The 20,925-nt window shown below is 71.8% G+C and carries 8 protein-coding genes; 6 read left to right on the top strand and 2 right to left on the bottom strand.

The annotated features are described in order from the left end of the window. Positions 1-181 precede the first annotated feature (181 nt). Positions 182-1,153 (bottom strand): ADP-ribosylglycohydrolase family protein, encoded by a 972-nt coding sequence (locus QH470_RS15455; RefSeq protein WP_280273051.1) that lies wholly within the window; start codon positions 1,151-1,153, stop codon positions 182-184. Between the two features lie 89 nt (positions 1,154-1,242). Here QH470_RS15455 and proP point away from each other — a divergent pair, with 89 nt between their 5' ends. Beyond that, positions 1,243-2,814, top strand: coding sequence for a glycine betaine/L-proline transporter ProP (gene proP / locus QH470_RS15450; RefSeq protein ID WP_280273050.1), 1,572 nt, complete (start codon positions 1,243-1,245; stop codon positions 2,812-2,814). A gap of 204 nt (positions 2,815-3,018) precedes the next feature. On the opposite strand, the gene QH470_RS15445 is transcribed toward proP, so the two are convergent. Continuing rightward, positions 3,019-3,660, bottom strand: coding sequence for a TIGR03085 family metal-binding protein (locus tag QH470_RS15445; RefSeq protein ID WP_280273049.1), 642 nt, complete (start codon positions 3,658-3,660; stop codon positions 3,019-3,021). A 102-nt stretch (positions 3,661-3,762) separates the two neighbouring features. Here QH470_RS15445 and QH470_RS15440 point away from each other — a divergent pair, with 102 nt between their 5' ends. The 5 genes from QH470_RS15440 to QH470_RS15420 form a co-directional block, all read left to right on the top strand. Continuing rightward, the gene (locus tag QH470_RS15440) at positions 3,763-4,782 is read left to right on the top strand and encodes a DNA topoisomerase IB (protein WP_280273048.1); all 1,020 of its coding nucleotides are present in this window, start codon (positions 3,763-3,765) and stop codon (positions 4,780-4,782) included. A 48-nt stretch (positions 4,783-4,830) separates the two neighbouring features. Then, on the top strand, positions 4,831-6,174 hold the full coding sequence (locus QH470_RS15435) for an aldehyde dehydrogenase family protein (RefSeq protein ID WP_280273047.1): 1,344 nt from the start codon (positions 4,831-4,833) through the stop codon (positions 6,172-6,174). Positions 6,175-6,278: 104 nt separating this feature from the next. Further along, positions 6,279-7,484, top strand: a complete 1,206-nt coding sequence (locus QH470_RS15430) for an NAD-dependent epimerase/dehydratase family protein (protein WP_280273046.1) — start codon at positions 6,279-6,281, stop codon at positions 7,482-7,484. 267 nt (positions 7,485-7,751) lie between these two features. Beyond that, positions 7,752-8,195 (top strand): SRPBCC family protein, encoded by a 444-nt coding sequence (locus QH470_RS15425; RefSeq protein ID WP_280273045.1) that lies wholly within the window; start codon positions 7,752-7,754, stop codon positions 8,193-8,195. 515 nt (positions 8,196-8,710) lie between these two features. Further along, positions 8,711-20,925, top strand: a 12,215-nt coding sequence (locus QH470_RS15420; RefSeq protein ID WP_280273044.1) for a non-ribosomal peptide synthetase, incomplete at its 3' end; no start/stop codon positions are given.

Below are 20,925 nucleotides of genomic sequence, written 5' to 3'. Positions count from 1 at the left end.
CCGGTGCGCGGCGATCGGCCCTGACGTGCGGAACCGGGTGGTCGCGGCCGCGTTCGGTGCGAACGCCGATCCCGACGCTCGGGAATAGCCTGTCATCTCGCGCGGCCGAGAAGGTCTCGAGGAGATCACGATCCGACCGAAACGTCCGCACCGACTCGGCACGGCCGCCGGCCGGCCACCGCTACGGCGCGCCGGACACCCACCGCCGCCGGCGGCCCGGCCGGGCAGATGTGCGCGGCCGCGTCCGCCGGGCCGCGTCGAGCCAGGCGGGCAGCGGTTCCCGGGCGTCGAGCCAGGGCCCCGGCACGCCGGCGACCGCGCCGGAGCGGGTACCGGTGTGGGCGGCGACGATCCCGCCGACGATGGCGCTGGTGGTGTCGATATCGCCGTCGGCCGCGATACAGGTGGTGATCGCGGCCGGGTAATCGGCGAGATGCGTTGCGGCGACCCAGATCGCGAACGGCACCGTGTCCTGCGCGGTGACCCGGGAGCCGTTGCCGAGTTCGTCTGCGGCCTGCTCGGCGGAGGTCCCGAGCAGAGTGCGGGCGTGGCGGATGGATCGGGTCGTCTCGCCGTCGTCGAGATGGCCGAGGACCGTGGTGATGAACTCGGCGGGGTCCGGCCGCGTGCCGTCGAGGCGGGCTCGGGCGGCCACGCCGGCGGCGAGCGCCACCGCGACCGCGCCGCGCACCCCTTCCGGATGCATGTGCGTCACCTGCGCCGACCGGATCGCTTCGGCCGCAATCGTTTCCGGGTCACCGGCGTAATACGCGCCGAGCGGAGCGACCCGCATGGCCGCGCCGTTGCCGCAGGAACCCTGGTGGTCGTAGGCGGCTCCGGCCGCCTCCCGCCAGTGCACGCCCTCCCGGATCCGCCGCAGGGTGTCGACGGTGAAGAAGCCGTAGTCGCGGTGGGCCTCGAAGCGCGCGGCGAACGCGGCGGCGAGCCGATCCGGATCGATCCCGTCACGCAGGTGCAGTTCGGCGACGACGGTGCAGGCCATCTGGGTGTCGTCGGTCCACCGCCACTGCCGGTCCCCGAGCTCGCCGGCGCGGATTTCGGCGAGCGTGCGGCGCAGGATCGGGAACTCCGCGCCGAGTGCGTCTCCCGCGGACAGCCCGTCCAGCGCATCGAACATCAGATCGGTGTGCATCGCGACCGATCGTAGCCAGTCACCCGCCGAATGCTCCTGCGTGTCGGGTGCGCCTGCGCCAGGCAAACGCGCAGCACACCTACGATTCGATGCTGGTAGCGGCAGAGCACGATCCGTCCGGAACAGGGAGCGCGGCGATGGAACAGGGCAGCGGACGCCGGTCGGCACGTGAGGTCTTGCAGGACTTGCCTCGTCACGTGCGGTTGGACGCCGTGCGCCGGTTGCGCCGCCGGGGCCGGCCGCTGGCGCTGCGGGACATCACGGTGGTCGACGCGGGCATGCTGAAACGCGCCGTGGTCGCCGCCGCGCTCGGAAACTGTATGGAGTGGTTCGACTTCGGCGTCTACAGCTATCTCGCGGTTGTCATCGGGAAGGTGTTCTTCCCCGAGGTCGGTGCGGGCGTGCAGGTGCTGGCCTCGTTCACGACCTTCGCCGCGGCGTTCCTGGTCCGCCCGCTCGGCGGGCTGTACTTCGGCCCGCTGGGTGACCGGATCGGCCGTCAGAAGGTGCTGGCCACCACCATGCTGATGATGGCAGCCAGCACCTTCGCGATCGGCTTCATCCCCGGTTACGACACGATCGGCATCGCCGCGCCGATCCTGCTGTTGGTGTGCCGCATGGTGCAGGGCTTCTCCACCGGCGGCGAATACGGCGGGGCCACCACGTTCATCGCCGAATACTCGCCGGACCGCCGGCGCGGATTCCTCGGCAGCTGGCTCGATTTCGGCACCTTCGTCGGCTATGCCGCCGGGTCCGGGATCGTCACCCTGCTGACCGCCACCCTCGGCGAGGAGACGCTGGAGGCATGGGCGTGGCGACTGCCGTTCCTGATCGCCGGGCCGATCGGCGTCATCGGCCTGTATGTCCGGCTGAAACTGGAGGACACGCCGGCCTATCAGGAGCAGTTGGACGCCCACGACCGTGAGCTGGCCGAACAGGAGAGCGGCAGCAGCAGGCTGGGCGAGATCGCGGTGATCTTCACTCGGCACTGGCGGGCCATGCTGATCTGCATCGGGCTGGTACTGCTCTACAACGTCACCAATTACATGGTCACGGCCTATCTGCCGACCTATATGACCGAATCGCTGCACCGGTCCGCCACCCACTCCGACCTGCTGGTGCTCGGCGCGATGGGGTTGGTGGTCCTGCTGATCACCTTCGTGGGCCGGGCCAGCGACCGCTTCGGGCGCCGCCCGGTGTTCCTGGTCGCGGCCGTGGCCCAGGTGCTGCTGGCCTACCCGTGTTTCGTGCTGATCCGGCAGGACGGCTGGGCGCTGCCCCTGGCGGGCACGTTGCTGCTGGCGGCGTTGCTGGCGGGTTTCGCCGGACCGAGCGCTGCCACGCTGCCCGCGCTGTTCCCGACCGCGGTCCGCTACGGCGCCATGGGGATCTCGTTCAATATCGCGGTCTCGGCGTTCGGCGGCACCACCCCACTGGTCAACGCCGCCTTGGTGAACAGCACGGGTGATCTGATGGTGCCCGCCTACTACTTGATCGGCTCCGGTCTCATCGGCGTGGTGGCGGCACTGTTCTTGCGGGAATCGTCGCTGCTGCCGCTGAAGGGCTCGCAGCCGATGGTCGGCACCGACGAAGAGGCGCGGGAACTCGTGGACACCTCCGAATTGGCCCTCGCGGAACTGCGTGCCAACGGTGATCGATAGCGACTGAACCGCGCGCGAAATACGTACGGGGAAAGGGTGTTTCGCTCACTTTCGCGGGCGCAGGCCGTCGAGGACGATCGCCGCGAGGTGCGCCGAGTGCGCGGCGTCGGCCTCCGCTCCGGCGTGGCGGATGGCGGTCCGCACCACCCACCGCCACCGCCGAAGCGCCCGCCCGCACCGGACTATCTGCGACGGGCGATAGCCTCACATGCCGAAGCGGGTGCGGCGGACGGCGTCGACCGCCTCGGCCGGGCCGGTCACCTCTACCTGCGCGACGCGGCGGCGGCCGAAGAGGTAGAGCAGGATCTCGCCCGGTGCTCCCGCGATACGGGCCGTGGGCTCGCCGCGCCGCGCGCGGACGGTTTCCGGCGTGCCGGTCCACTCCAGCACCAGGCCCGCGCCGCGCAGGCGGCGCGCGAGGAACCACGGCGCGCTACTTGCGTTGTGCCACAACGCCGCATCCATCGCGGGCGGGTTGGCGCGCGGCCCGCGGCCGTTGGCGCGGCGGACATCCTCGTGGTGGACGAAGAACTCGTTGAGGCTGGGAACCCGCCGCACCCAGTCGATGCGGAAGAAACCACGCGGCGGCTCCGACCGGAACATGGCCACGAGGGACCGGAAATCTCTGCGCGCCAGCTTTTTCCGGCGCCGCTCGGCGAAGTGTTCCCACGGGCCCGGGAGGACGAGCCCGGGTCCGGCGAGGGAATCGTGCTCGCGGAGTACGAGATGCGCGGCGAGATCGTGAGTCGTCCACGGCGCGAGGAGGGTCGGCGCATCGGGACCGAGCCGGTCGAGGAGGTCGGCCAGGTGTTCGCGCTCGGCCGCGTCGAAGAACGGGCCTGCCATGCGCGGAGTATAGCGTTGCCGCTCGGCGTAGGGCCGCGGATCCAGTCGCATGGACACGATCTCTCGGGGTATCACCCGACCTGCGACGAGAGGAGTGGTCCGATGCGATTGCGGCGCAGTGCACCGTACGGCCACGGCGTGCGCCGGGTGCGGCGCGGCCGGGGCTTCTCCTATGTGGACGACGACGGGACGCCGGTCGACGACGCCGAAACCACCGGGCGCATAAAGGATCTCGCGATTCCGCCCGCCTGGCGGAAGGTGTGGATCTGCCCGCACCCCGATGGTCACATCCAGGCGGTGGGTGTGGACGCGGCGGGCCGGCGGCAGTACCTGTACCACGAGCAGTGGCGGCGCGAGCGGGACGAGGAGAAGTTCGACCGGGTGCTCGAGATGGCCGCGAAGCTGCCCGGCCTGCGCGACCAGGTGAGTACCGACCTGCGCCGCACGGGCTTGGCCCGTTCGCGGGTGGAGGCGGTGGCGCTGGGATTGCTGGATCGCGGGGTGTTCCGGGTCGGCGGCGAGGAATACGCGGAGGAGCACGGCACCCGCGGTGTCGCGACGCTGCTGCGTGAGCAGGTGCGGGTGTCCGGTTCGGAGATGCTGTTCGACTATGTGGCCAAGGGCGGCGCGCGCCGGCGGGTGCGCATCGTCGAGCCGGAGCTGGCGCGGGCGGTGCGCGCGCTGCGCCGCAACCGCTCTCCGAGCGGGCGGCTGCTGGTGTATCGCGACGGTGGCCGGTTGCGCGAGCTGCATTCCGACGACATCAACGCGCGGTTCAAGGAATTGGTCGGAAACGAGCACAGTGCCAAGGACTTCCGCACCTGGCAGGCGACGGTGCTGGCGGCCGCCGCGTTCGCCGCGACCGAGTGCCCGAACTCCCAGCGCCGCCGCAACAGCGCCGTGCGGGAGGTCATGACCGAGGTGGCCGAGGCGCTCGGCAACACCCCCACGGTGGCCCGCGACTCCTATGTCGATCCGCGGGTGATCGAGGCGTGGGAGCGCGGCGAGACGATCGAGGCCGCCGTGCGCCGGGCGCGGCGCGCCCGCACCGACGACGAGCGGCAGGCCGGTGTCGAACGGGCCGTGCTGCGTCTGCTGCGCGCCGCGGCACGCGCCTGCTGAGCGTCCGGCGCGGATGTTTACCAGGGAATACGCGGGTACTCGGGGCCTATGACCGAGATCGACAACGCGACCCGCATCGAGAGCGACTCGGTGACGGGCGACGCCGACCTGGTAACCGTCCTGAGTACCGCGCGCGCCGCGCAGCCGGCGTGGGCGAGCACACCCGCGAGCGCCCGGGCGGAGGCGCTGCACGCGGCGGCGGCCGCGGTGCGCGAGCACGCGGGCGACCTGGCCGCCACGCTCGAGAGCGAGACCGGCCGCTCGGCCGACTCCGGCCGCGAGGGCGTGCTGGCCGGTGCGGGCACTCTCGACCAATACGCCGAGCTGGGCCCCGTGCATCGCGGGAAGACCCTGCAAGGGCAATGGGACGCAACGGATTTCATGATCCCGCAGCCGCGCGGCGTCGTGCTGGCGCTGACGCCGTGGAACGATCCCGTCGCGATCGCCTCCGGACTGCTGGGCGCCGCCCTCGTGACCGGTAATACGGTGGTGCACAAGCCTAGCGAACGGTGCCCGCGAACGGGCGAGTTGTTCGGGCGGTTGCTCGCCGAGCACTTCCCGGAGGGGGTGGTGCAGACCGTCTCCGGGGACGGTCGGGTGGGCGCTGCCCTGGCCGAATCGCCGGAGGTGGACGTGATCGCGCACGTGGGCGGCAGCCGCACCGGGAGCAGCATCGCTGCGGCCGCCGCGCGCACCGGCGCGAAGGCGCTCTTGGAGAACGGCGGCAACGATCCGCTGCTGGTCGACGCGGATGTCGATCCGGTGTGGGCCGCAGAGCAGGCCGCGCTCGGGGCCTTCGCCAATGCCGGGCAGATCTGCGTCTCGGTCGAGCGGCTCTACGTCCACCGCGACGTGGCCGAGGAGTTCCTCGCCGCCCTGTGCGACCGGGCCGAGCGCTGGAACCTCGACCCGCAGCCACTGGTCGACGAGCGGTTGCGCGCCGAGGTGCACGCCCAGGTCCGCGAGGCCGTCGCCGACGGCGCGAAAACCCTTGTGGGCGGCTCGATTCCGGACGGTCCCGGCAGCGTCTATCCGGCGACGGTCCTCACCGGCTGCACGCCCGCGATGCGGGTGCTGTGCGAGGAGACCTTCGGCCCCGTCGCCCCCGTGCGAGTGGTGCCCGATTTCGACACGGGCCTGCGCGAGGCCTGCGACGGCGAATACGGTTTGGCCGCCACTGTTCTCACCGGCTCACTGGAGCACGTCCAGCGAGCCTGGCGAATGCTGCCGGTCGGCACGGTGAAGGTGAACGCCGTCTTCGGCGGCGCCCCGGGCGGCGCGGCCCAGCCCCGTCGCGCCTCCGGCTCCGGATACGGCTACGGCCCCGAACTCCTCGACGAAATGACCACCACGAAGGTAGTCCACCTCGAGCCCCTGCCCCCTCGCCCTTGACCCCCGCACCGGCACCCAGCGATGACGAGTTCGGTTAGGTTCCCGCTGACGCCGCCGACGAGTTCGGTGAGCTGCGCGCCGACGCCGATAACGGATTCGGTGAGTTGTCCGTTGATGTCGCTGACGGGTTGGGTGAGTTGCCCGCCGACGCCGATGGCGAGTTCGATGAGCTGCGCGCCGCCGCCGATGCGGACGCGGATGCGGCGAATTCCGGTGGGCGTATGAAAATCGTCGTTACCGGCGCGACGGGGAATGTCGGTACCGCGTTGGTGCGCGCGTTGACCGGAGCTGATGACGAACTCGTGGGCATCGCCCGTCGTTGCCCGCCCGCCGGGCGGGATGAGGACGCGCGGGTGCGCTGGGTTCCTTGCGATATCGGCGATCCCACGGCTTTTCCCGTGCTCGCCGACGCCTGCGCGGGTGCGGACGCCGTGGTTCATCTGGCCTGGGCTGTCCATCCGCGACGCACCGACCCGCCGATGTCGCGGACCAACGCCGTCGGCAGCGCGCGGGTACTGCGGGCCGCGGCCGCCGGGGGAGTGCGGCAGGTGGTGTGCGCCTCCTCGGCGGCCGCCTACGCGCCCGGGCCGCGCTGGCAGTGCGCCGACGAACACGCGCCGCTGGGCGGGGTGCCCGGCAGTGCTTACAGCCTCGCCAAGGCGTACCTCGAGACGCAGTTGGACGAGTTCGAGCGCCGGGAGCCGTCCATCCGGGTCGCCCGCATCCGGCCGGGCGGGATCGGGCAGGGCGAGGCCGCCGGTGAGCTGGCCGACTGGTTGCTGCCGCAGTGGCTGCCGCGAACGCTCATCGGCCGCCGGTGGCTTCCGGTGCCGCTGTGGAAAGACTTGCGGCTGCAGCTCATTCACGCCGACGATGTCGCGGCGGCGGTGGTGCTCATCCTCCGGCAGCGCGCGGCGGGCGCCTTCAACCTCGCCGCCGAACCCGTCCTACCGGCCGTGGCGCTGGCGGCTTCGTTCGGCGGATTCCGCCTCCCCTGTCCCCGCCGTGCGGCCTCGGCGGTCACGCGGGCGGGCTGGCGGCTGGGCCTGCAACCCCTGCATCCCGGCTGGCTGACCCTGGCAGACCAGGCTCGTCTCGTCGACGCGGAGCGAGCCCGGCGAGACCTCGGCTGGTCGCCGCGACACGACGCCACGGCGATCTGCGCCGAACTCGCCACCGCGATGCGAACCGGTCGCCGCGGCCCTTCCGCCCCTCTCGCGCCACCACACCTCGACCTCCGCCTCGGCCGCCCAACCCATCAGTCCCAAGTCCCGCCCCCCGATAGCCACCCGCATACTCGACTCGACTGACCACCGACCGCGATTAACTTCCCGCACACCGATTGACGACACGCCGCGGTAACGACTCGCACACCCGACTGACCACACGCCGCGGTAACGACCCGCACACCCGACTGGCTACCCGCTGCGGGAACGACCCGCGCGCCCACGCCCACGACATCTCGGCGGAGATGGGTTTGCCCGGGACCGTCGGCGGTAGTCGGAGCGTGGAACCATCGTGGACAGGTTCGAGCCCGGCAGTGCAACGGCGGCATCGAGGACGAAAGCGACGTGCTGATGACCGAAGTCGAAATCCGGATCCCGGCACCGGCGAGCGCGGTATTCGACGTGCTCGCCGACGGGTGGTCCTACACCAATTGGGTGGTGGGCGCGTCCCACATTCGCGATGTCGACAGCGAATGGCCCGCGCCGGGCGCACGCATCCACCACAGCGTGGGACCGTGGCCGCTGCTGATCAGCGACACCACCGTCGTCCTGGCCGCTGACCCGCCACACAGTCTCGACCTGGAGGCGCGGCTGTGGCCGTTCGGCGCGGCGACGATCCACCTGGAGTTGACGGAAGTCGAGGACGGCGTCACCGCGGTCCGGATGGCCGAGCGCGCCTCGGCAGGCCTGGGCCGGTTCGCCCCCGAGCCGGCGCAAGCACTGCTGCTGCGGCCGCGCAACAAGGAGTCACTCGACCGGCTCGCCGATCTCGTACTCGGCAAATACCGGGATTGATTGCGCCGGTTCCGGTGTGCGCCACCAGGTAACTGCGTAGGCCCCGCGCTGCGGCGGGCATAAGAGACCGCTGAGTCGCACTCGACTTTGGCTACATTTCAGCATTCACCCTGCTGCGCACTCCGGGTGTCAACTATGGGCACCCGCGTCTCGGTGCCCGTCCGCTCCGATGGATTGTGAAGCGGGAATCCACTGCACGATCGCGCTCCATACCGTGACGCTGAAAATGCCTTCCATCTGCGGTGTTTCGCGGGAAGGCAAGCACCGCCGCCGGGCTGTCGGCCTGTCTCGCAGGCGAACCGCGAAATCGCACAGTCGCGGCGACCGGAAGCGGCATCGACCACGCATCCTCGACGCCCTTCTGCGTGACCGATTTTCAGATCTGTTCCATGGTTCGAGCAAACCAACCAATCCGTACTCGCGGCGGCAACGACTGCCGATGGAGCCGGTGTTGCTAGGTACTTGCCCCGGTGATCGCGTAACCCGTTGTCTCGACCGTCGAACGGAGCGTTTGCATGACCTCGTTGGCCCCCGAGTCCGCAGGCTACACCGAGTCGGAAGCCGAAGGCCGGTTCCCTCTCTCGGCCGCGCAGACCGGGATCTGGAATGCCCAGCACATGACTCCGGACGTGCCGCTGACGGTCGCCCAGTACGTCGAGATCCGGGGCCGCCTCGACATCGGAGCGCTCGACCAGTCGATTGTCGGCGCCGCGGCGGATCTGCAGAGTCTGTGGCTGCGGGTGGTGGAGGTGGACGGCACGCCGTGGCAGCTGGTGGACTCCGCGGTGTCGCTGGCCTGCGAGGTGGTGGATATGCGCGCGGAGGCCGACCCGCGCGCCGCGGCCCGGCGCTGGATGGAGCGCGACGCCAGCGCGCCGATGCCGTTGTCGGGCCCGCTGTTCCGGTCCGCGGTGCTGCTGGTCGCCGAGAACGAATACCTCTGGTACGCGAAGATGCATCACATCGCGATCGACGGTTACGGCGCGATGCTGCTGGTGGCCCGCATCATCGAGCGGTACAACGCGGCCGTGTCGGGCACCGAGCCGAGCCCGGCCAGCGCCGGCGATCTGTACGAGGTCTACGCCGCGGAGCTGGAATACCGTGACTCGGCGAGTTTCGTGGAGGACCGCCGATACTGGCTGGACCGTTTGTCGGGTGTGCCCGAGTGCTTCGAGCTGAGCGATCGCCCGGCGCCGGCCGGGGCGGGGCGGCGCACCGCGACCGGCGCCGTCGACACCGCGGCCACGGCGCTGTTCGGTTCCGCGCGTGAGCGTTTCGGCGTCTCGCGGCCCGCGCTGTTCGCCGCGGCGCTGGCCGGATACTTCTCGGCGGTCACCGGCAGCGCCGACGTGGTGCTGAGCCTGCCGGTCACCGCGCGCACCACGCCGCTGCTGCGGGCGTCGGCGGGATACGTCTCGAACGTGGTGCCGCTGCACCTGCCGGTGGACCCGGGCGCGACGGTGGACCACCTGGTCCGCACGGCCGCGGACCGGTTGGAGGAGGCGCTGCGGCATCAGTGCTACCGGCACGAGGACCTGCGCCGCGACCTCGGCAGCGCCAACAACCGGCGCGGTTTCTTCGGGCCGGTCGTCAATCTGATGCTGTACCACAACCGGATGCGTTTCGGCGACGCGGACGCGACGGTGCACGTGGTGTCCACCGGGCCGGTGGAGGACCTGTCGATCAATATCTACAACGGCGCCGGTGACGCCGGACTGCACGTGGACTTCGTCGGCAACCCGGAGCGGTACGACGGCGCGGAACTGCGCGCGCATCATCGACGGTTCCTCGCCTACCTCGGCCGGTTCCTCGCGGCCGGGCCACAGGCGGTGGTGGCGGATCTGCCGCTGCTGAGCGCGGACGAACACGAGCGGCTGACCGCGCAGGCCGCGGCGCGGCACCCGATCGTGTCCGACGAACACACCCTCACCGACCTGTTCGACGCGGCGGCGCGGGCGCACGCCTCGGCCGTGGCGGTGCGCTGCGGCGCGGACAGCCTCGACTACGGCGAACTGGACCGTCGCGCGAACCGGCTGGCGCGCAAGCTGATCCGAGCGGGCGCCGGACCGGAGACACTGGTCGCGGTGGCCCTGCCGCGTTCGGTGGACCTGATCGTCGCGCTGCTGGCGGTGATCAAATCCGGCGCCGGGTACCTGCCGGTCGATCCGGCATACCCCGCCGACCGCATCGAATACATGCTCACCGACTCCCGGCCGGTGTGCGCCGTGACCACCCGCGACGTGCGCGCCGCGCTGCCGCCCGGGACACCGGAGCTCGACCTGAGCGCACTCTCCTCGGACGACGGCGACGGGTCACCTCTCACCGACGCCGACCGCCGCGCGCCGCTGCGTCCCGACCACATCGCCTACGTGATCTACACGTCCGGTTCGACGGGCCGCCCGAAGGGCGTACAGATCCCGCACCGCAACGTCACCACGTTGTTCGCGAGCACCCGCGCCCACTTCGGGTTCGACCACACCGATGTGTGGACGATGTTCCACTCGCACGCCTTCGACTTCTCGGTATGGGAACTGTGGGGTCCGCTGCTGCACGGCGGGACGCTGGTAGTGGTCGACTACCTCACCTCGCGATCGCCCGAGCAACTGCTGGAACTGCTGCGACGCGAACGGGTCACGGTCCTCAACCAGACCCCCTCGGCGTTCTATCAGCTCGACGCCGCCGAAGCTCTTGCACAGCAACACGACCCGGTCGACGAGCCGCCACTGGCATTGCGGCACATCGTGTTCGGCGGCGAGGCCCTCGAATTACGCCGTCTGGCGGACTGGTTCGACCGCCACGGTGGCCGGGCGCCGGTACTGGTGAACATGTACGGCATCACCGAGACCACGGTGCACGTGACGCATCGAGCCCTGGACCGGTCCGACGTGAGCCGGCCGAACGCCGGCGGCATCGGCGCGGCGATCCCGAGCCTGCGCACCTTCCTGCTGGACAACCGGCTACGCCCGGTCCCGGCGGGGGTGCCGGGCGAGATCTACGTCGCGGGCGCGCAATTGGCACGCGGCTACCTCGGGCGGCCCGGCCTGACCGCGGCACGCTTCGTGGCGAACCCGTTCGGCGCGCCCGGATCCCGGCTGTACCGCTCCGGCGACCTCGGCAAGCACATCGGCGACGGCGCCCTGGACTACCTCGGCCGCGCCGACGACCAGGTGAAGATCCGCGGCTTCCGCATCGAACTCGGGGAGATCGAGGCGGCCGTGCTGGCGCAGGACGGGGTGCGGACCGCGGCCGTCGTCGTGCGCGAGGACGTTCCCGGCGACAAGCGCATCGTCGCCTACCTCACCGGACGACCGGGGACGCCGCCGGACACGCGCGCGGTGAGCGCGGCGGTCGCGGTCGTGCTGCCGGAGTACATGGTGCCCGCGGCCTTCGTGGTGCTCGACGCGATCCCGTTGACCGCCAACGGGAAACTGGACCGGCGGGCGCTGCCCGCGCCGGTCGCCGAGGTCCGCGACTACCGCGCGCCCCGCACGCCGATCGAATACGCGACCGCCCGCACCCTCGCCGACGTGCTCGGCGTGGACCGGGTGGGACTGGACGACGGGTTCTTCGCGCTCGGCGGCAATTCGCTGTCGGCGACCCAGGCCGCCGCGCGCCTCGGTGAGCAGGTCGGCGCCCGGCTGCCGGTCCGGCTGTTCCTCGAGGAGGCGACCGTCGCCGAACTCGCGGCGCAGGTGGAGCGGCACGTCGGCAGCGGCGGCAGCGCGCCGCTCACCCCGCGGCCCCGGCCGGACCGCATCCCGCTGTCGCCCGCGCAGCAGCGGCTGTGGTTCATCAACCGGTTCGACCCCAGCTCGAGCACCTACAACATCCCGTTCACGCTGTGCCTGAGCGGCGAACTGGACGTGGCGGCGTTGCGCGCGGCGCTCGGCGACCTGGTCGAGCGCCACGAGACGCTCCGCACGATCTTCCCCGACGGCCCCGACGGACCGTGCCAGGTGGTACTGCCCGCCGCGGCCGCCGCCCCGACACTGCCGGTCGTCGACGTCGACCCGGCGGAGGTGACGGGACGGGTCCGCGAATTCGCCCGCGGCGGATTCGATTTGACGACCGAGACGTCGCTGCGCGCGCGGCTGTTCCGCACCGGCCCCCGCGAGCATGTGCTCGCGCTGGTGATCCACCACGTCGTCGCCGACGGCTGGTCGCTGAGCCCGCTGTCCGACGACCTCTCCGCGGCCTACCGGGCCCGCCGTGCCGGACGGGCGCCCGACTGGCCGCCGCTGCCCGTGCAGTACGCGGACTACAGTGTGTGGCAACGTGATTCGCTCGGCGACGAGTCCGTGCCCGGCAGCCGCGCGGCGGTGCAGCTGGCCTACTGGACCGAGCAGCTGGCCGATCTCCCGGACGAGCTGACCCTGCCCTACGACCGCCCGCGCCGCGCCACCCAGTCGTTCGAGGGCGGGCGGGTCCCGGTCACGCTCGACGCGGAGTTGCACGCGGGGCTGGCGGAGGTGGCGCGGGCGGGCAACGCCACGCTGTTCATGGCCGCGCACGCGGCCTTCGCGGTGCTGCTCGCCCGGCTCTCCGGGATGCCCGACGTCGCGGTGGGCACGCCCGTCGCGGGCCGCGGCGAACGCGAATTGGACGGCGTCATCGGCATGTTCGTGAACACGCTGGTGTTCCGGGCCCGGGTCGAGGCGGGCGAATCGTTCGCGGCGCTGCTGGCCCGCCAGCGCGAGGTCGACCTCGGCGCGTTCGCCCACGCGGAGGTGCCGTTCGAACGGCTCGTGGAGGAACTCAACCCGGTGCGCTCCACCGCGCGCCACCCGCTGGTGCAGGTCGGCTTCTCGTTCCAGAACCTGGACCCGGTACGGCTGGACATGCCGGGGCTCACCGTCTCGGCCGCCGAGATCGACACGGGGATAGCGCAATTCGACCTGCAACTCGTCGTCACCGACACCTACGACGATACCGGCGCGCCCGCCGGTATCACCGGTCACCTGGCCTACGCGTCGGACCTGTTCGACGAGTCGACCGCCGCCGCCATCGCCGCCCGCTTCCGCCGGATCGTGCGTGACGTCGTCGCCGCGCCGCGCCGCCCCGTCGGCGACATCGACGTGCTGGACGCGACCGAGCGGCGGCGAATGCTGCACGAGTGGAACGACACCCGGCATCCGGTCCCGGCCTCGGACACCCTCGCCGCGCTGTTCGCGGCGCAGGCCGCGCGCACGCCGCACGCGGTCGCGATCATCGCCGACGGCTACGAGAGCGAACCGGTCTGGTGGCTGACCTACGGTCAGCTCGCCGAACGGGTCAATCGCCTGGCGCGCCATCTGATTTCGCGGGGCGTCGGACCCGAGACGCGGGTGGCGCTGGGCATGCGCCGGTCGGTGGACCTGATCGTCGCCATGTACGCCGTATCGGTGGCGGGCGGCGTCTACGTGCCGCTGGACCCCGACCAGCCCGCGGATCGGCTGGGTCACGTGCTCGGCACCGCCGCGCCGCTGTGCGTGCTGACCACTCGCCGTGATCGCGCGCGGGTCACCGCTGACGTCCCGGTGCTCGAGGTGGACGCGCTGGAGCTGTCCGCGGAGTCGGCGGCGCCGGTGACCGACGGCGATCGGCTCGCCCCGCTGCGTCCCGAGCACACCGCCTACCTCATCTTCACCTCCGGCTCCACCGGCCGCCCCAAGGGCGTCGCCGTGCCGCACCGCGCCATCGCCAACCAGCTGGCCTGGAAGCGCGCGACCTTCGCGATGGACGCCGAGGACACCGTGCTGGTGAAGACCGCCGCCACCTTCGACCTGTCGGTGTGGGAATTCTGGTCCGGCACGGCCTGCGGCGGCCGCACGGTGGTGGCCGCACCCGGCGGGCACCGCGACCCGGTGTATCTCGCCAAAACCATGGAGCAGCACCGGGTTTCGGTGCTGCACGCGGTGCCCTCGACCGTCGACGCGCTGCTGACCACCGGCGCGTCCCTGCCGTCCGCGCTGCGGGCGGCGCTGTTCATCGGTGAGGCCTTGCCCGGGCAGACCGCGCGCCGCTTCCGCGAGAGCAACCCCGGCGTCGACCTGTGGAACCTCTACGGCCCCACCGAAGCGGCCGTCTCGGTCACCGCGCGGCGCGTGGCCGACGAGCACGCGGGCACCGTGCCGATCGGCGTCCCGGAGTGGAACACCCAGGTGTACGTGCTCGACGCGTACCTGCGCCCGGTGCCGCCAGGAGTGGCGGGTGAGCTGTATCTCGGCGGCGCCCAGCTGGCCCACGGCTATCACCGCGCCCCGGCGCTGACCGCGGAACGCTTTGTCGCACATCCGTTCTCGCAGCATCCCGGCGAACGCCTCTACCGCACCGGCGATCTGGTGTCCTGGAACGCCGCCGGAGAGCTGGAATACCTGGGCCGCACCGACTTCCAGGTGAAGGTTCGCGGATTCCGCATTGAGCTGGGCGAGGTCGAGACCGCGCTGCTGGGGCTCGACGCGATCGGCGCGGCCGCGGTGATCGCGCACGGCGAACGCGCGGGCGACCGTCTCGTCGCCTACGTGGCGCCCGCGCCCGGCGCGACGATCGACACGGCGGCGGTGACGGCACGGCTGGCCGATGTGCTCCCGTCGTACATGGTCCCGTCGGCGTTCGTCGTACTCGAGGCGCTGCCGCTGAACGCCAACGGCAAGCTGGACCGCAAGGCGCTGCCCGAGCCGGTGTTCGAGATTGCCGAATTCCGGCCGCCGGTGGGGCCGATCGAGCGGCTCGTCGCGGGCGCCTACGCGGAGGTGCTCGGGCTGCCCCGCGTCGGCTTGGACGACGACTTCTTCGGCCTGGGCGTAAATGGGCGGGCCGCCCCGGGGGGGGCGGCGCGGCTGAGCGCGGCGATGCGCGCGCCGATCGGAGTGCGGCTGATCTTCGAGGCGCCCACCGTCGAGGCCCTGGCGACGCTGGTGGGCAAGCAGTCCGGGACGCGGGCGCGCCCGGAGTTGGTGGCCGCGCCGCGGCCCGAGCGGATCCCGCTGTCCCCGGCGCAGCAGCGGCTGTGGTTCCTGAACCGGTTCGACCCGCACTCCGGCGCCTACAACATCGCGCTCTCGCTGCGGCTGCACGGCGAACTCGACGTGGACGCGCTGACCGCGGCGCTCGGCGATGTGGTGGGGCGGCACGAATCGCTGCGTACCGTCTACCCCGACGGGCCCGACGGACCGTGCCAGGTGATCGTCACCGAAACCGAAGCGACTCCGGCCCTTTCGATCGTTCCCGTGCGCGCGGCGGATGTCGAGGCCCGCCTGCGCGCGCTGGCCGCCACCGGTTTCGACGTGACCACCGAGACCCCGCTGCGCGCGGAACTGCTGCGCACCGCGCCCGACGAGCATGTCCTCGGGCTGGTGCTGCACCACATCGCCGCGGATGGCCGCTCGCTGACGCCGCTGGCCGGTGACCTCGCCGCCGCCTACTCGGCTCGCCGCGCGGGACGGACTCCGCGCTGGGAGCCGCTGCCGGTGCAGTACGCGGACTACAGCATCTGGCAGCGCCGGGTGCTCGGCGACGAGGACGATCCGGTGAGCGTCGCCGCGAACCAGGTCGGCTACTGGGTCGATCGCCTGGCCGGTCTGCCCGACTGCCTCGAGTTGCCGGTCGACCGGCCGCGCCCGGCCGTGGCGTCGCACCGCGGCGCGTCGCTGGCGCTGCCGATGGATGCCGCGCTGCACGCCGCCGTGGTCGGCCTGGCCCGCCGCACCGAGACCAGCGTGTTCATGGTGACCCATGCCGCCCTCGCGGCCCTGCTGGGACGGTTGGGCACGACGGGCGACGTGTGTGTCGGAACCCCGATCGCCGGCCGCACCGACGCGCAATTGGATCCGCTGGTGGGGATGTTCGCCGGGACCCTGGCGCTGCGTACCCGGGTGGACGGGGCCGAGCGCTTCACCGACCTGCTCGCCGCGGTCCGGGAGACGGATCTGGACGCTTTCGCGCACAACGACATTCCGTTCGAACGCGTCGTCGAGGTGCTCAACCCGGCGCGCTCCACCTCGCACCATCCGCTGTTCCAGGTCGTGCTCTCGGTACACGACTCGGCGCCGGAGAGGGTGCGGCTGCCCGGGCTCGAGGTGCTGGCCGACCAGGTCGAGACCGGCATCTCCATGTGGGATCTGCAGTTCACCCTCACCGAGCGCTACACCGCCGACCGCACGCCCGACGGCATCGACCTGCGGCTGACCTACGCCACCGACCTGTTCGGCGCGGCCTCGGCCGCGCGCATCGCCGAACGCTACGTCGGATTGTTGTCGGCCATCGCGGCGAACCCGGCGACCGCGATCGGCGACGTCGACCTGCTGGCCGCGCCGGAACGCGCCGCGCTGGCGCCGGCCCGCGGCGCTCCGGCGGCGGACCCGATCACCTTCGTGGAGCTGTTCGACCGGGCCGCGCGCGCGAACCCGTCCGCCGAGGCATTACGCGCGGGCTCGACTCGGCTGACCTACCGCGAACTCGCCGAGCGCTCGAACCGGTTGGCACACAAGCTGATCCGGCAAGGCATCGGTTCCGGCGACGTGGTCGCGCTGGCCTTACCGCGCTCGGTGGATTCGGTCCTGGGCGCCCTCGCGATCGCCCGTACCGGCGCCGCCTTCCTGCCGATCGACCCGTCCCTCCCGGGCGACCGAATCCGCCACATGCTGTCCGACGCCGAGGTACGCCTCGGCCTGACAACATCAACCGACGCCCCCCGCCTGCCGAACCAGATCCATTGGCTGACCACCGCAGATCCCACCCCGGATGCCGCCGCTGGGCCTGCGGCCGGATCCTCCGTCGCGACCGATGGACATGTCGCCGGTGCGTTCGATGCCGCGCCGATACGGACGCCGCGCGTCGATGATGTCGCTTATCTGATCTATACCTCCGGCTCCACCGGGACACCGAAGGGTGTCGCGGTGACCCATCGCGGGCTCGCCGGGTTCGCGGCGGAGCAGCGCGAGCGGTACGGGGTCGAAACTGGTTCTCGGGTGCTGCATTTCGCCTCGCCGAGCTTCGACGCGTCGATTCTGGAGTTGCTGCTGGCGTTCGGTACGGGTGCGGCGCTGGTGCTGGCGCCCACCGACGTGTACGGCGGTGACGAGCTGGGTGAGTTGCTCGACCGAGAACGGATCACCCATGCCTTCGTCACGCCCGCCGCGCTGGCCACCGTCGACCCGGATCGCCACCCGCTGCCGGAGCTGGCGTGCCTGATCGTCGGCGGCGATGCCTGCGACGCGGAACTGGTGCGCCGCTGGGCGGCGGGCCGCCGGATGTTCAATGCCTACGGCCCCACCGAATCGACCGTCGCGGTCACCATCAGCCCGCTGGAGCCCGGCGCGCCGATCGAACTGGGGCGCCCGATCCGCGGCGTCACGGCGGTGCTGCTGGACGCGCGGCTGCGCCCGGTGCCGCCCGGCGTGGTGGGCGAATTGTATTTGGCCGGTGCGGGTTTGGCGCGCGGCTATCACCGCAGGCCGGCGCTCACCGCGGACCGGTTCGTGGCCGACCCGTTCGGCGCGGCGGGCGAGCGCATGTATCGCACCGGTGATCTGGCGCGCTGGACCCCGACCGGCGCGCTGGCTCTGGTCGGCCGCGCCGACGACCAGGTGAAGGTGCGCGGGTTCCGGATCGAACTGGGCGAGATCACCGCCGCCGTCGCGGCGTGCCCGGAGATCCGGTTCGCGCACACCGAGGTGCGGCGCGACCACTCCGGCGCACCGCACATCGTCGCCTACCTGGTCGGCGCGGGCACGGCCGAACCCGACACCGGCGCGATCCGGGAGCGGGTGGCCGCCCACCTGCCCGCGCACATGGTCCCGTCGGCGTTCGTCGCGCTGTCGTCGATCCCGCGCACGCCGACCGGGAAGCTGGATCGGCGGGCGCTGCCCGAGCCGGACTTCGGCGCGCTCGCCCGGCCGGGCCGGGAACCGGTGACGCCCAACGAGATCCTGGTCGCGGCGGCGATGGCCGAGGTGGTCGGGGCGGACACGGTGTCGGTCGACCACGCCTTCTTCGACCTCGGCGGGAACTCGCTGTCGGCGACGCGGCTGGTGGCGCGGATCGCGGCCCGGTCGGGGCATCGGCTGGGCGTGCGGTCGGTGTTCGAGCATCCGACCGCGGCCGGGCTGGCCGCGCTCCTCGACGCCGCCGACCGGGAGGGCCGCACCGGGCAGCGCGCGCTGACCGCCGGGCAGCGCCCACGCCGGATCCCGCTGTCGACCGCGCAGCAGCGGCTGTGGTTCCTCAACCGGTTCGACACCGCCTCGAGCGCCTACAACATCGCGATCGGGCTGTGGCTGCGCGGACCGCTGGACGTGGCGGCGCTGCGGCAGGCCCTCGGTGACGTGGTCGAGCGGCACGAGAGCCTGCGCACCCTCTTCCCCGACTCCGACGCGGGACCGAGCCAGGTCGTCCTGCCCGGCGCGGAGGCGCATCCGGAACTGCCGCACAGCGAGGGCACGCCCGACCAGGCCCGCGAGCGCGCGCGGGACCTGGCGGCGCGGGGCTTCGATCTGGTCGCCGAGGTCCCTTTGCGGGCCGAGCTGATCCGCACCGGCGACCGGGAACACCTGCTGGCCATGGTGATTCACCACATCGCCGCGGACGGCTGGTCGCTCGAGCCGCTGGCCGCCGACGTGACCGCGGCGTACGAGGCCCGGCGATCGGGCGGCGCGCCGGAATGGGAGCCGCTGGAGGTGCAGTACGCGGACTTCAGCGTGTGGCAGCGCGCCGTGCTCGGCGACGAGGACGATCCGGACAGCGTGCTGTCGCGGCAGATCGGCTACTGGACCGACCGGCTCGCCGGACTGCCGGAATGCCTGGAACTGCCGGTCGACCATCCCCGCCCGGCGGTGGCCTCCCAGCGCGGTGCGGCGGTGTCGGCGCAATTGAGCGCGGCGCTGCACGCCCGGCTGACCGACCTCGCCCGCACGCGCGGCGCGAGCCTGTTCATGGTGGTGCACGCGGCGCTCGCGGTGCTGCTGGCCCGGCTGTCGGGCGCCCGCGACATCGCGGTCGGCACGCCGATCGCGGGCCGCACCGAGGCGCAGTTGGACCGGCTGATCGGCATGTTCGTCGGGACGCTGGTGCTGCGGACCGACGTGGACGGCGGCCGCTCGTTCGCCGACCTGCTGGCGGCCGTGCGCGAGGGCGACCTGGACGCGTTCGCGCACGCCGACGTGCCTTTCGAGCGGCTGGTGGAGCTGCTGAACCCGGCCCGCTCCACCGCCTGCCACCCGCTGTTCCAGGTCATGCTGTCCATGCAGGACGCGCAGCCGGTGCGAATGACCCTGCCGGAGATGGAGATTCACGGCGAGCGCATCGACGCCGCGGTCGCGCGCTTCGACCTGCAGTTCACGCTGACCGAATCGCACACCGGCGACCACACGCCGGCGGGCATGGATCTGCGCCTCGACTACGCCACGGATCTGTTCGAATCCGGCACGGCCGAACGCCTGCTGCGGCGCTATATCGCGATCCTCGACGCGGTGGCGGCCGATCCCGGAGCCGTGGTCGGCGACCTCGAGGTGCTCGACGAGTGGGAGCGGTCGGCGCTGGTACCGGCGCGCGGCGGGGCCGCGCTGCCCGCGGCCACCCTGGACGAACTGTTCGCGCGGGCGGCGGCCGCGCCGGAACACGTTGCGCTGCGTTGTGATTCGATGTCGGTGACCTACCGGGAACTCGACGAGCGGGCGAACCGACTGGCCCGAACGCTGATCGGGCGCGGCGCGGGCCCCGGCGACACGGTGGCGCTGGCGCTGTCGCGGTCGGTGGAATCGGTCGTGGCCGTGCTCGCGGTCGCCAAGACGGGGGCGGCGTATCTGCCGGTGGACGTGCGGTATCCGGCGGAACGCATCCGCCACATGCTCGCCGACTCCGGTGCTCGCCTCGGCGTCACCACCGCCGCCGACCGGGCACACCTGCCGGACACGGTCGACTGGGTGACGATCACCGACTCCGGCGACACCCGCCCGGTGACCGCCGCCGATCGGGTGCGGCCGCTCTCGGTAGACGACGTGGCGTACGTGATCTACACCTCCGGCTCCACCGGCACCCCGAAGGGTGTCGCGGTCACCCACCGCGGCCTGGCGAACTTCGCGGCCGCGATGCGCGACCGGTACGGCGTCGAATCCTCCTCGCGCACTCTGCATTTCGCGTCACCGAGCTTCGACGCCTCGGTGCTGGAGCTGCTGCTGGCGTGGTGTGCGGGTGCGACGATGGTGATCGCTCCGGCGGATGTGTACGGCGGTGACGAGCTGGCGGAGCTGCTGGATCGGGAGCGGGTGTCGCACGCGTTCATCACCCCGGCCGCGCTGGCGAGTATCGACGCGCGCTGGGAGCTGCCGCACCTGCGGTCGCTGGTGGTGGGCGGCGAGGCGGTCGGCGCGGATCTGGTGCGGCGCTGGGCAACCGGTCACCGGCTGTTCAACGCCTACGGACCCTCGGAAGCGACTGTGGCGCCGGTACTTTCGGACGCGCTGCGGCCGGGTGAGCCGGTCGTGCTGGGTGGTCCGATCGGTGGTGTGGGTGTGGTGGTGTTGGATGGTCGGTTGCGTCCGGTGCCGGTGGGTGTGGTGGGGGAGTTGTATGTGTTGGGTTGTGGTGTGGGTCGGGGGTATGTGGGTCGGGTGGGGTTGTCGGCGTTGCGTTTTGTGGCGTGTCCGTTTGGTGGTGTGGGTGAGCGGATGTATCGGACGGGTGATGTGGTTCGGTGGTCTGTGGGTGGGGGTTTGGTGTTTGTGGGGCGGTCGGATGATCAGGTGAAGGTGCG

Source organism: Nocardia wallacei (assembly GCF_029868745.1).
Taxonomy (GTDB): Bacteria; Actinomycetota; Actinomycetes; order Mycobacteriales; family Mycobacteriaceae; genus Nocardia; species Nocardia wallacei_B.
The sequence above is the reverse complement of the archived record's forward strand: the minus strand, read 5'-3'. Positions and strand labels throughout refer to the sequence as shown.